General features: G+C 53.8%; 12 protein-coding genes and 1 pseudogene. 12 read left to right on the forward strand and 1 reads right to left on the reverse strand.

The window, feature by feature from the left end; all coding sequences use genetic code 11:
* The 7 genes and pseudogenes from ACOMDU_RS09810 to ACOMDU_RS09840 form a co-directional block, all read left to right on the forward strand.
* The coding region (locus ACOMDU_RS09810) for a tyrosine-type recombinase/integrase (RefSeq protein WP_421130146.1) at nucleotides 1-518 on the forward strand (518 nt) is incomplete at its 5' end.
* 440 nt (nucleotides 519-958) lie between these two features.
* The gene (locus ACOMDU_RS09815; protein WP_421130147.1) at nucleotides 959-1255 is read left to right on the forward strand and encodes a 4-oxalocrotonate tautomerase; all 297 of its coding nucleotides are present in this window, start codon (nucleotides 959-961) and stop codon (nucleotides 1253-1255) included.
* A gap of 53 nt (nucleotides 1256-1308) precedes the next feature.
* Complete coding sequence (locus tag ACOMDU_RS09820) at nucleotides 1309-1572, forward strand: hypothetical protein (RefSeq protein WP_421130148.1); 264 nt, start codon at nucleotides 1309-1311, stop codon at nucleotides 1570-1572.
* A complete protein-coding gene (locus tag ACOMDU_RS09825) occupies nucleotides 1569-2150 on the forward strand; it encodes a hypothetical protein (protein WP_421130149.1) in 582 nt (193 codons plus the stop codon). Before ACOMDU_RS09820 ends, ACOMDU_RS09825 begins: the two co-directional genes overlap by 4 nt.
* Complete coding sequence (locus tag ACOMDU_RS09830) at nucleotides 2131-2484, forward strand: DUF3846 domain-containing protein (RefSeq protein ID WP_421130150.1); 354 nt, start codon at nucleotides 2131-2133, stop codon at nucleotides 2482-2484. The genes ACOMDU_RS09825 and ACOMDU_RS09830 overlap by 20 nt, the downstream gene beginning before the upstream one ends.
* Before the next feature lie 10 nt (nucleotides 2485-2494).
* Nucleotides 2495-3148: pseudogene (locus ACOMDU_RS09835) on the forward strand (type VI secretion protein); the annotation flags it as partial.
* Nucleotides 3149-3202: 54 nt separating this feature from the next.
* Nucleotides 3203-5563, forward strand: a complete 2361-nt coding sequence (locus ACOMDU_RS09840; protein ID WP_021631982.1) for a recombinase family protein — start codon at nucleotides 3203-3205, stop codon at nucleotides 5561-5563.
* A gap of 51 nt (nucleotides 5564-5614) precedes the next feature.
* Here ACOMDU_RS09840 and ACOMDU_RS09845 read toward each other — a convergent pair whose 3' ends face one another.
* Nucleotides 5615-6580, reverse strand: a complete 966-nt coding sequence (locus tag ACOMDU_RS09845) for a hypothetical protein (RefSeq protein ID WP_021631983.1) — start codon at nucleotides 6578-6580, stop codon at nucleotides 5615-5617.
* A 414-nt stretch (nucleotides 6581-6994) separates the two neighbouring features.
* Here ACOMDU_RS09845 and tet point away from each other — a divergent pair, with 414 nt between their 5' ends.
* From tet to ACOMDU_RS09870, 5 genes are all read left to right on the forward strand, one after another.
* Complete coding sequence (gene tet / locus ACOMDU_RS09850) at nucleotides 6995-8932, forward strand: TetM/TetW/TetO/TetS family tetracycline resistance ribosomal protection protein (RefSeq protein WP_035300359.1); 1938 nt, start codon at nucleotides 6995-6997, stop codon at nucleotides 8930-8932.
* Between the two features lie 300 nt (nucleotides 8933-9232).
* Entirely contained in the window at nucleotides 9233-9526 is a 294-nt protein-coding gene (locus ACOMDU_RS09855; RefSeq protein ID WP_021631985.1) for a DUF3847 domain-containing protein, read from the forward strand.
* On the forward strand, nucleotides 9527-10993 hold the full coding sequence (gene mobQ / locus ACOMDU_RS09860; RefSeq protein WP_421130151.1) for a MobQ family relaxase: 1467 nt from the start codon (nucleotides 9527-9529) through the stop codon (nucleotides 10991-10993). It begins immediately after the preceding gene.
* Entirely contained in the window at nucleotides 10990-11409 is a 420-nt protein-coding gene (locus ACOMDU_RS09865; RefSeq protein ID WP_021631987.1) for a cysteine-rich VLP domain-containing protein, read from the forward strand. The genes mobQ and ACOMDU_RS09865 overlap by 4 nt, the downstream gene beginning before the upstream one ends.
* A gap of 84 nt (nucleotides 11410-11493) precedes the next feature.
* On the forward strand, nucleotides 11494-11760 hold the full coding sequence (locus tag ACOMDU_RS09870; protein WP_035300361.1) for a transposon-encoded TnpW family protein: 267 nt from the start codon (nucleotides 11494-11496) through the stop codon (nucleotides 11758-11760).
* The last annotated feature ends 31 nt before the right edge of the window (nucleotides 11761-11791 follow it).

The raw sequence follows: 11791 nt of genomic DNA on the forward strand, positions 1-11791 counted from the left end.
GTATTGAAGATGTCCGTCTTGATTATCCTGCAAGTGTCAAGATCCTTGGTAAAGGCAGAAAAACCAGGGTAGTTCCCATTTTGCCGGCAACGGCGCAGAACTTGAAAAAATATCTTACTGAAATGCACATGCTTGTACCGGAAAAAAGTCATCTGCCGCTATTTATGAACCGCAACGGGCAAAAGCTGACTCGTGCAGGGGTTACGTACATCCTGAACAAATATGCCAAGGCCGCTTCAGTGATTGATCCTTCCATACCGGAGAAAATTCCTCCGCATTTGATGCGCCATACTAAAGCAATGCACATTTACGACGCGGATAATGATCTCGTTCATGTGCGCGATTTCCTCGGACATTCCGACATTAAAACTACAGACATATATGCCCGTTCAAGTCTTACAATGAAGCAGAAAGCTCTGGAACGAGTTTCGGATTCTCCAGTTCCCTCAATGCCTTCCTGGCAGAAAAGCCGGAGTACGATGGAGTGGTTGAAAAGTTTTGGGTCTCAAAAAGCATAGCACATTATGTGAAGCAACTGCGCCAGGAATCCTCTCCTGGCGCAGTTTTCACATCTGTTCTTCTCATAACGACCATGATTAAATAAACACTGTTATGTNATGGAGTGGTTGAAAAGTTTTGGGTCTCAAAAAGCATAGCACATTATGTGAAGCAACTGCGCCAGGAATCCTCTCCTGGCGCAGTTTTCACATCTGTTCTTCTCATAACGACCATGATTAAATAAACACTGTTATGTTGAGCTTCACATAACGCCATGGCCATCCCCTGCGTGGATTTCGTGATGAAGTGTATGGCGGACGCCATACGGGGAAGTGATTAAACATAACTTGTCCATTGTGCTTCGTTTGCGCCTGCTTCTTCGTTGTACTTGTCAATAGCTTTCCCATTGCGCTTCGGCTATGCTTTGCTTGCCTCGGAGGGAGGCGGAAAGGAGCACACCATGGAGGAAAAGAAAAACCTCTGCGCACCCATTCCGCTGTCGCTGCACCAGCGGCTGCGTGCGGAGCAGGAGCAGCGTGGACAGACGCTGGCAGACTACATCACGGATATACTCAACGAACATTTTGAAGGAGGAGCAAAAAACATGGGCAATACCAATCGCACCATCGCCTTTCAGGTACCGGAGGAGCTCTTTGACCGCCTGAAGGATTACCTTGCCAAACACGGCTTGAAGCAGAAGGACTTCATTCTCGGCCTCATCGAGCGGGAGCTGAACGACGCAGTGGATGCGGAATAACAACATGCAGAGCCGCAGGCGTGTGCCTGCGGCTTCACTTTTGGAGGAAAACTATGTACCTATACCCTGAAAATCTGACGGCTCGCCCAATGCTGTGGATGTGGACGCTGCGGGACGTGGCGTTCATCGGCATCGGCCTGCTGCTGTCGGCACTGGCACTGACGCAGGCCGGCACCGTGGTTCCGCTGGTGGTCACAGCGGCACTGGCCTTTCTCTGTATTCGGCACGGCGGCGTCAGCATGCTGGACTTTCTGCGCTACGCCGCAGCGTTCTTCTTTTTCGGGCAGCAATACTACGAATGGAGGGAACGAGTATGAGAAAGAAAAAGTCCACGCAGCAGCTGGTGGGCATTGAGAGCGTGACGGACAGCAGCGTGCTGACGGCAGGCGGTGAGTTGACCTTTTACCTTGTGCAGCCTACTAACCTGAACGTGCTGCCGGAGTCGGGTGTCCGCACGAGGGTGACAGCACTGCTGAATGTGCTGAAGACCTCGGCAGAGATGGAGCTGCTGGCGTTAGACTCCAAGGAGTCCTATCAGGATAACCGTCTCTATTATCGGCGCAGAACAGAGGAGGAAGGCAATCCCGCTATTCGCGCTCTGCTGGCGCAGGACCGGCGGCATCTGGACGATGTGCAGACCATGATGGCATCATCCAGACAATTCTGCTTTGTGCTGCGGCGCAGAAAGACGGACGGTGCGATCAACCTCGCGACAGTGGAACAGCGGCTGCGGGACAGTGGCTTTACCGTTCGCCGAGTGGAAGGAGCGGAACTATTGGAGCTGCTTGCGATTTATTTTGAACAAGACGCCACCCACGAGGCGTTTGACCTCGTAGACGGTGCGCATTGGCTGACGGCGGAAATGGAGGAAGAAAATGCGGATTTTGAAAGTTGAACCGGGCGAAGTGCCCTATGTAAAGGATATGAAGGATGGGTTGGAGGCGATTCAGCAGGAGGTGCAGGGACTATTTCAGCCGGTATATGTAGAGGATGGCGTGATCCTCTGCTGCAATGAAGAGGGAAAGCTCAATGGCATGAAGCCCAATCGGTGGCTCGAGGATGATATTATCTGCGGGCCGTTTTTCCTGGTGGGGGATGACCATGAGGGCGGCTTCTGCTCTCTGACAGACGAGCAGTTGGATCGGTACACGCAGCGATTTCGGGAGCCGGAGCAGTTTACCGGCCACGAACCGGAGCTGGAGCCGCGCATGGAATTTTTCTGCTGGTGAGGTGGATGGCATGAAAAACCCGTTTCACAAAAAGGAGATCTCGCCGCAGGAGGCATTTATCCGCTCCTTTCTGGATTGCATCGCACCGGGCGTGGTGAAGTTCGAGGTGGATCACTACATCTTCGGCAATACCTACCGCTGCGTCTGGGCGCTGCGGGAATACCCCGCCAGCACTGAATCTCAGGCCATCCTGCGGCACTTGGGCGAAAAAAGCGGCGTGACGCTGCGGATATATTGCCGGCAGGTGTCCCCCGGTGAGGAGGACAGGATCATCGACAATGCCAACAAGAAGAACAAGCTGGACGGTTCAGATCCTAACAAGCTGCGGCAGGCAGTGGAGGCCGAGAGCAACCTGCGGGATGTGGCGGAGCTGGTGCATAAGATGCACCGTGAGCATGAGCCGCTGCTCCACTGCGCCGTGTATCTGGAGATGACGGCGGACAGCATGGGGTACCTGCGGCAGCTTCAGACCGATGTGCTGTCGGAGCTGGTGCGCTGTAAGTTGAATGTGGACAAGCTGCTCCTGCGGCAGAAGCAGGGCTTTTACTGCGCCAGTCCCGTAGGCTATAACGCCCTTGGCCGGGAGTTCGAACGCGTACTGCCCGCTGGCAGCGTGGCCAACCTGTACCCATTCAACTACTCCGGTAAAACAGATCCCAAAGGGTCACTATAATAAGGATAGAAAGGTCGTGAAAATACAAAACAGGAGGTTACACACATGAGGAAGCAGGAGCAAAAGGGTAAAATCACAGCATTGTACGAAAGGTTATCTCACGACGATGGGCGGTCTGACGAGAGCGTGTCCGTAGAAAATCAAAAGCGCATCCTGGAGGACTACGCCCGAAAAAATGGCTTCACTAATGTCCGCCACTTCACCGATGACGGGGTGCGGGGAACGACCTTCAAGCGGCCCGGCCTGGACGCTATGGTGGACGAGATACGGGCCGGAAATGTGGCTACCGTCATTGTCAAAGACCAGAGCAGAATAGGCCGTGACGTGGTGGAGGTCGGCTTGCTCAAACGCACCTTTGACGAGTACAACGTCCGCTTTATCGCCGCCAATGACAACCTGGACACCGCCAATGGATTTGATATTATGTCCATCTTCCGGGATGTGATAAATGAGTGGTACGTTGCTGACACCAGCCGCAAAATCAAGACCGTTTTCAAGTCCAGAATGGAAAAGGGCCTGCGCTGTTCGGGGGCCGTCCCCTATGGCTATCTCGCCTCAAAAGAAGAAAAGGGCGAGTGGGTGATCGACGAGGAAGCTGCCGCCGTTGTGCGCCGCATCTTTCAGATGGTCATGGACGGTCAGAGCGTCAACGGCATCGCCCGAACGCTGCGGGCCGAGCAAATCCCCATCCCTTCCGAACACTGGAAGCGTATCGGCTGTCCTGTTCGAGCCAACAGCTACCGCGACCCCTACGCATGGTCTGCCACCACCCTGGGTTATATTCTTAAAAGGCCGGAGTACCTGGGGCGCAAGGTGCTGGGCAAGACTGTCTGTGAGAACTACAAGACTAAAAGCACCCGCAGGACAATGCCAGAGGAACAATTTGTATTTGAGGGAGCCGTCCCCGCCATCATTGACGAAGAAACGTGGCACAATGTTCAGCGTTTGCGGGAAACCAAGCGCCGGACACCCAAGCGGAGTAATGCCCCTAACCGTTTAACCGGACTGCTCTACTGTGCCGACTGCGGCGCAAAGCTGACCCACCACAACAGTCTTGTCCAAGGCAAGTACATTGACGATGCTTTCACCTGTTCCAGATACCGGGCACCTATGGAGGATTGCACCATTCACTATGTTGCCACGCAAAAGCTGGAAGCGGCGATCCTCTCCGCCATCCAGCGGATAAGCTGGTATGTCCGCAACAACGAGCAGGAGTTTGTTCAGCGGGTTCGAAAGGCATCCAGTCTGCGCCAGGAGGAAGCAGTCAAGGATTGCCGGAAACAGATTGTCCAGGCGAAGAAGCGCCACGCCGAACTGGACGGACTGGTGAAGAAGCTGTACGAGGCCAACGCCACGGGCAAGCTGCCGGATAAGCATTTCAGCCGTCTCCTTGCCGAGTATGACGAGGAACAGGCCGCGCTGGAAGCCTCCATGACGGAGTGGCAGGGCTTGCTGGACAACTGGAACGCCGACCGGGTGAGAATGACGGAGTTTATCGACCTTGCCAAGCGGTACACCGATTTTTCGGAACTGACTACGCCCATTCTCAATGAGTTTATCGAGAAAATCGTTGTCCATGAGGGCAACGGACGGGGAAAGCAGCGCCGTCAGCGGTTAGATTTCTATTTCAATTTCATTGGCGCGTTTGAGGTTCCCGCCGACATTGTGACCCCGATGGAGCAGGAGGAAGAACGCCGCCAGCAGGAGGAACAGGCAGAGAAAGAGGAACGCTCCCAGGTGCTTGCCCAGGTTCGGTATGAGAGGTACAAGCAGGAGCGCCGGGAGTTTACCGCGAGGAAGCGGGCGGGCCTGTTGACCCCGGAGGAACAGGCGGAGGAAGAACGGCGGTTAGAGCGCAATCGGGCCTATCAGCAGAAGCAACGCGACAAGAAAAAGGCCAGTCAGCCAGAGAAGCCTCGCAAACGCTCACTGAAGGAACTCGCCAAGCTGGATGGAGCCGATCTCACCCCGGAGGAAGCGGAGCGGCTTGCGGCGCACCGCCAGAAGAAAGCCGAGCAGCACAAAGCGTGGCGTGACAGGCAGAAGTCCGCACAGCCCCCGAAGCCCCAACAGCGGACGTTGAAAGAACTTGCCAGATGTGCCGAGGCAGGTTTGCCTCTCACCCTAGAAGAAGCGGAACGGCTGGAAGCCCATCGCAATCGGAAAAAGGCGGCTTTGCAGGATTTGAAAGCCCGCGCCGAAACCGACCCGGTAGCGGCGGCAGAGTTGGCGCAGCAGAGAGCGCAACAGTCAGAAGCGGTAAAGAAGTCCCGTCAGAAAATGTATGCGGACGCTGCCGCCGGAGATCCCGAAGCCCAGGCCCGGTATGAACGTATGCTTGCCGCGAGGCGGGAGAACTACCACAGGAAGAAACAGGCAGAAGCCGAAGCTGCTCAAGTCAGCTAACGTAGATACAGAAAACGCCAGGGACAACGATAGTCCGTGGCGTTTTTGTCATTACTGCCGTTCCAGCAAATCCATATATTTCTGACGTTCGCCCTCCGGGACTTTCAGCGCCGCCATAGCCTGTTCAATGGTCAGCCCCATCGTTTCCATGAGGTTTTTGATAGAGGACAAGATACCTTTAGCAACGCCTTTTTCCTCAACGCCCTTGCTCAAATTACACATGACCGACACCTCCCTTTCCATTGTCTGCGTCATTTGAATGTCGTAATCGTCCTGCAAAATTTTCCGCTTTTCCGCCTCGCTGGTTTCGTTGGAGAGAAGCACATCCAGCATCCGCAATACGCCGTCATAATTTGACCCATCCGGCCCGCCAAGGCACAGCATGATGATGGACAGCAAATCATAATTCCTGATGGGTTCTTTGCCCTCGCCGACCAGATATTCTTCCACCAGCCGATACCGGGTAATGGTGTTCTCTCGATACTGCGGCGGTTTCATGCAAATCCAGATGGAGTAGACCTTCTTGATTTTCTCATAATGGGAGCCAGTGAACTCCCTGCCGTACTGGGAAGAAATCATGCGGCAACAGTAGTATATGCCACGCTTTATCAGCGGATAGCCGGGGTAAAAATCGTTCTGGGCCTCCACGTTGATGATGAGGGCAATTTGTTCCTCGGAGTCGGGAACGATGGCGCGGAAGCGAATGTCATAGGTGACTGTCCCCTCGCGCACCGATTTGTCCTCGGTGTCCATGCCGCTGATGACTGTGCCACCCTCGTCCGGCAGCACCGGGACGGCGGACACCTGGGGTTGGCCCTCAATGTACTTCTCGGCAATATCATTGACATCGCAATCCTTGTATTCTTCCAGGCAGGACTTCATAATCCGCGCCAGGATTGCCTTTTCAGACAGGACACGCTTACAGGCGGCATCATAACCCGCGCTGTCATCTGTGACGTGCAGTCCCTGGGCGATTGTCGTTTTGAGCTCCACCATCCTCACCTTCTTTCGTTTCATTCTACCACAGCTTTGCCAGCGCGTCCACTTCTTTTTTGAAAAGAGTTGCGTATGGCGTATACACGAGAGAGATATGGAGGTGCAGTGACAGAAAAAATTTATCTTAACAGGGTTGCTTTTGGGAATTTGATATGCTATACTATAAAAATCCAAGCAAAGGAGTTTATCAATATGCGGCAAGGTATTCTTAAATAAAATTTGATAATGGGAACAAAGACAAACGTCCTCAAGGAGAGGGCTTGGTTTTTGTACCCAATTTAAGAATACTTTTGCCTTTTCATTTCATATCGTGATAGACAACGGCCAGCCTTGGCCGCAGTTTTCATGTGTGTCCTACCTATCATCCCCAGCGGTAAAAGTATTTGTCGCTGGGGATTTTTGCGCCCTTCTGGGCCTTGTATGGAGGACAATCATATGAAAATCATCAATATTGGCATTCTTGCTCATGTAGACGCAGGTAAGACGACCTTGACGGAGAGCCTGTTATATACCAGCGGAGCAATCGAGGCGCCCGGCAGTGTGGATCAGGGAACAACGAGAACGGACACCATGTTTTTAGAGCGGCAGCGTGGAATCACCATTCAAACGGCGGTCACTTCCTTTCAGTGGCACGATTGTAAGGTCAACATTGTGGATACTCCTGGGCATATGGATTTCTTAGCGGAGGTCTATCGCTCCCTTGCCATTCTTGACGGAGCGATTTTGGTTGTTTCTGCAAAAGACGGCGTTCAGGCGCAGACCCGTATTCTGTTTCATGCTCTGCAAGTAATGAAAATCCCAACTGTTATCTTTATTAACAAAATCGACCAGGACGGGATTGACCTGCCAGGTGTGTATCAGTCTATCCGAGATAAGCTCTCCGCAAATATGATTATTAAGCAGAACGTGCAGCTTTCCCCGGATATATCCATCATGGAAAACATGGGGCTGGAGAATTGGGATACCGTGATTGCGGACTGTGATGAATTGTTGGAGAAATATATTGCCGGAGAACCAATGGACAAAGAAGAACTTCTGCGGGAGGAAAACAGGAGAATCCAAAGCGTCTCTCTGTTTCCGGTCTATCATGGCAGTGCCAAGGTAAACTTGGGAATCCGACAACTCATTGAAGCGGTCACAGATACATTCCAATCACCCACCGGGCAGAACAGCTCTGAATTGTGCGGAACTGTGTTCAAAGTTGAGTACGCAAACCAGAGCCAACGCCTTGCCTATCTGCGGTTGTATAGCGGTACGCTTCATTTGCGGGATTCCGTAGCCTTGGCAGGGAAAGAAAAACTGAAAATTACGGAAATGCGTATCCCCTCAAAGGGTGAGATTGTCCGAACAGAGATTGCCCATGCGGGCGAGATCGTCATTGTACCCTGCGACAGTTTGCGGCTGAATGATGTGCTGGGAAACAAACTGCTGCTGCCCCGTGAAACGTGGAGCGACAATCCTCTCCCTTTGCTGCGGACAACAATTGCACCAGAGAAACCAGAACAGAGGGAACGCTTGTTAAACGCCTTGACAGAAATTGCGGATACCGACCCGCTTCTGCGCTATGAAGTAGACGCTGTGACCCATGAGATCATTCTCTCCTTTTTGGGCCGGGTACAATTGGAAATTATCTCTGATCTTCTGGTGGAAAAATATCAGCTCAACACAACTGCAAAAGAACCTACCGTCATCTATATGGAGAGGCCATTGAAAGCGGTAAGTCACACCATTCATATCGAAGTGCCGCCCAATCCATTCTGGGCGTCCATCGGGCTGTCCGTCACCCCTCTCCCCCTTGGCACCGGAGTGCAGTATGAGAGCAAAGTTTCCGTTGGATACTTGAATCAGAGTTTTCAAAACGCTGTATTGGATGGTATCCGCTACGGTCTGGAACAAGGCGTGTATGGATGGAAGGTAACGGACTGTAAAATCTGTTTTGAGTATGGGCTTTATTATAGTCCGGTCAGCACTCCCGCAGACTTTCGGTCATTGGCACCTATTGTATTGGAGCAGGTGTTGAAAAAGGCGGGGACGCAGCTATTGGAACCATATCTTTCTTTTACACTCTATGCGCCGCAGGAATATCTCTCCAGAGCTTATCATGACGCACCAAAATATTGCGCGAGTATTGAAACGACCCAGGTTAAAAACAGCGAGGTGATTTTTACTGGCGAAATCCCTGCCCGCTGTGTGCAAGAGTACCGCAATGACCTCACCTTTTATACAAACGGGAGAAGCGTTTGTTTAACAGAATTGAAGGGGTATCAAATCGCCAGCGGCGAACCAGTTTTTCAGCCACGCCGCCCAAACACCCGGATTGATAAGGTGCGCCATATGTTCAACAAAATTCTCCCATCAATGATGGACTTATAAAATCCCTTTGGAACAAAGGGCGCACTTCTATACATGGTCTGCGACCATGTATCGTGCGCTCTGCGAGGCTACGGCCCGGACTTCCGAAAGTCCGGGCCGTTTGCGTCGCTCCGCTCCGTACAAGGGGCTGCGCCCCTTGCGCCGCTTTGCGGCTATCCCTGCGCCCTCGCTGGAAAGGTACATCCGCTCTGCGTCTGCACCTTTCCAGCGAGGCTAAAACCGAATACCGTTACCCTTGACCGTTTACCCGACACAGCAGGTAGACGGTCTTTTGTTTTGCCAAGAAGGAGGTCAAACACGATGGACAAGTCACGCGAAGAATTAGAGAAAGAGTATGCTGAGGCCACCGCTAAGTTGGAGCAGTACCAGCACAGAGGCCAGCGGTATGAGAACCGCATCCGCTACTACACCCAAGGCGAAAGGAAGAAGCGAAACCACCGACTTATCACCCGTGGCGGAGCGGTGGAGAGTATCGCCCCGGAGGTGCGCGGCATGAGCGAAAGGGCCTTTTTTCTTTTGATGGAAAAGGTCTTTTCCCTGCCGGAAGTTGCCGCCCTGGTGAGCCAAGCCACTGACCAGCAGGAAAGCGGATAATTGGCCCTGTTCCATCTCCACGTTACCCAGGTCAAACGGAGCGCGGGACAGTCTGTTGTCACGTCCGCCGCCTACCGAGCCGGGGAGAAATTGTATAGCGAATACTATGGCGAGGTCAGCGACTACACCCACAAGGGCGGCGTGGTCTGCACAGACATTCTCCTGCCGCCCCAGGCCCCCAACCAGTACCAAGACCGCGCCACCCTCTGGAACGCCGTGGAGAAGGCCGAGCGCGGCAAGAAAGCCCAGCTTGCATATAGCTTTGACATTGCCTTGCAGAACGAGTTTTCATTGGAGGAAAACATCGCTCTTGCAAGGCAATTTGTTTCGGAGCAGCTTGTGGGCCGGGGCATGATTACCGACTTTGCCATCCACCAGCCGGACAAGGAGGACGGCGGTATTCCTAACCCGCACTTTCATGTTCTCTGCCCCATCCGGCCCATTGAGCCAGACGGCAAATGGGGGTGCAAGCAGCGCCGCCGCTACCGTCTGGACGAGGACGGGAACCGCATTATGGGAGAGGACGGCAAGCCCCTCTTTGACGCTGTTCCCACTACCGACTGGGGAAGCCCGGAAACACTGGAACATTGGCGGGAGGCGTGGGCCGCTATGGTGAACGCCAAGTTTGAGGAAAAGGGGCTGACCTGCCGCATCGACCACCGCTCCTATGAGCGTCAGGGCCTTGACCTGCTGCCCACCGTCCATGAGGGCGTGGCCGTCCGCCAGATGGAGGCCAAGGGCATCCCCACCGACAAGGGCGATCTGAACCGCTGGATAAAAAAGGCCAACAACATTCTGCGGGATATTCGGAAGAAAATCGCCGGCCTGACGGATTGGATTAAGGCCATAAAAGAAGAATTGAGCAAGCCCCAGGCCCCGACCCTTGCCGCCCTGCTGACCGACTACTATGAGGGCCGGAACGCCGGAGCATGGAGCCGCAACGCCAGGATTGGAAATCTTAAAGGTTTTGCCGAGGCCATCAATTTTCTGACCGAGAGGGGCATCGCTACGCTGGAAGATTTAGAGACCCATATCGCCGCCCAGAGTGAACGAACGGAGGCCATCAACACATCCATGAAAGCGAAGCGTGACCGTCTGAACGAATTGAAGGAACTGCTTCGCCTTGTTGACCTCTACCGAGACACCAAGCCCGTCTATGACGAGTTGCAGGGTATCAAGTGGAAGGGCAAGCGGGAAAAATTCGAGAGGGAGCATGAGAACGAGTTGAGGACGTTCCACATGGCCCGCCGGAAGCTGGACAAGCACCGTTCCCCTGCTGGTAAAATCCCCGTTCATGCGTGGGAACAGGAACAGGCGAGGCTTCACCAGGAGTACACAGCCGAGTATGAGCAGTACAAGCCTATCCAAGACGATTTGCGGCGGCTTCAACAGGTGAAGCGGAACGCCGATGCTGCCATACACCAGCAGGAGCAGACCCAGCAGAAACGCCGGGAGGTGGAGCGGTGAACGGCATTCCCCGACTGACCTACCAGCAGTACCGAGCCGTCCGGCGGCTGGTGCATGACTGCTGCAATTATGACGGCGGCAACTGTCTTGCTCTTGATGACGGCTGGGAGCCTTGTGTCTGCGTCCAGAGTATCACCTATTCCCTGGTCTGTAAATGGTTCCGCGCCGCCGTCCTGCCAACAGACAAGGGGTTGTGTGCCGCCTTGCTCCACCGAGGACAGGCGCGGCCCTGTGCCGAGTGCGGGGCGATGTTCGTGCCGCGCTCCAATCGGGGCAAATACTGTGACGAGTGCGCCGCCAATGTGCGCCGGAGAAAGAAAGCTGCCAGCGAACGGGAACGCCGCAGGCGTGGACATTTAGAGGCTGAAAAGCCTTGCAATCAGGGGGCTTGTGGACAGTCCTCAAAGGGGGACTAATACATTCCCCTTCCCCCACTCCAACGTGGGCGGCAAAATGGCGCTCACGTGGATTAACTTTGATGAATGATGAAAGGAGAGCCTATGACCTACGACCCCAGCATGACGATCACCAGCACCATCCCCGCCCCGGAGGGGAGCGACAGCACCAGCAGAGAGGGCAAGGCCATCCCCCTGCCCGTGATGGCGGGCGGCAACGCTTCACCCGCCCCGGACGTACCGCCACCCGATATGGTAAAGACCGTTGGCGGTACGACCTTTGATATTTATTTCCATTTCAGCCAGACCAGCCGGGAAACCTTTACCGACAAGGTACTGCGCCTTATTCAATCCGATGTTGTAACCTCATAAAAATAATTTACTTTTTTCTCTATCCTTATTG

Source organism: Vescimonas sanitatis (genome assembly GCF_049060325.1).
Lineage (GTDB): Bacteria > Bacillota > Clostridia > Oscillospirales > Oscillospiraceae > Vescimonas > Vescimonas sanitatis.

Coding starts and splice junctions, on each gene's coding strand:
- ACOMDU_RS09815 (WP_421130147.1), top strand. CDS start 959: ATGGAGGAAAAGAAAAACCTCTGCGCACCCATTCCGCTGTCGCTGCAC.
- ACOMDU_RS09820 (WP_421130148.1), top strand. CDS start 1,309: ATGTACCTATACCCTGAAAATCTGACGGCTCGCCCAATGCTGTGGATG.
- ACOMDU_RS09825 (WP_421130149.1), top strand. CDS start 1,569: ATGAGAAAGAAAAAGTCCACGCAGCAGCTGGTGGGCATTGAGAGCGTG.
- ACOMDU_RS09830 (WP_421130150.1), top strand. CDS start 2,131: ATGCGGATTTTGAAAGTTGAACCGGGCGAAGTGCCCTATGTAAAGGAT.
- ACOMDU_RS09840 (WP_021631982.1), top strand. CDS start 3,203: ATGAGGAAGCAGGAGCAAAAGGGTAAAATCACAGCATTGTACGAAAGG.
- ACOMDU_RS09845 (WP_021631983.1), bottom strand. CDS start 6,580: ATGAAACGAAAGAAGGTGAGGATGGTGGAGCTCAAAACGACAATCGCC.
- tet (WP_035300359.1), top strand. CDS start 6,995: ATGAAAATCATCAATATTGGCATTCTTGCTCATGTAGACGCAGGTAAG.
- ACOMDU_RS09855 (WP_021631985.1), top strand. CDS start 9,233: ATGGACAAGTCACGCGAAGAATTAGAGAAAGAGTATGCTGAGGCCACC.
- ACOMDU_RS09870 (WP_035300361.1), top strand. CDS start 11,494: ATGACCTACGACCCCAGCATGACGATCACCAGCACCATCCCCGCCCCG.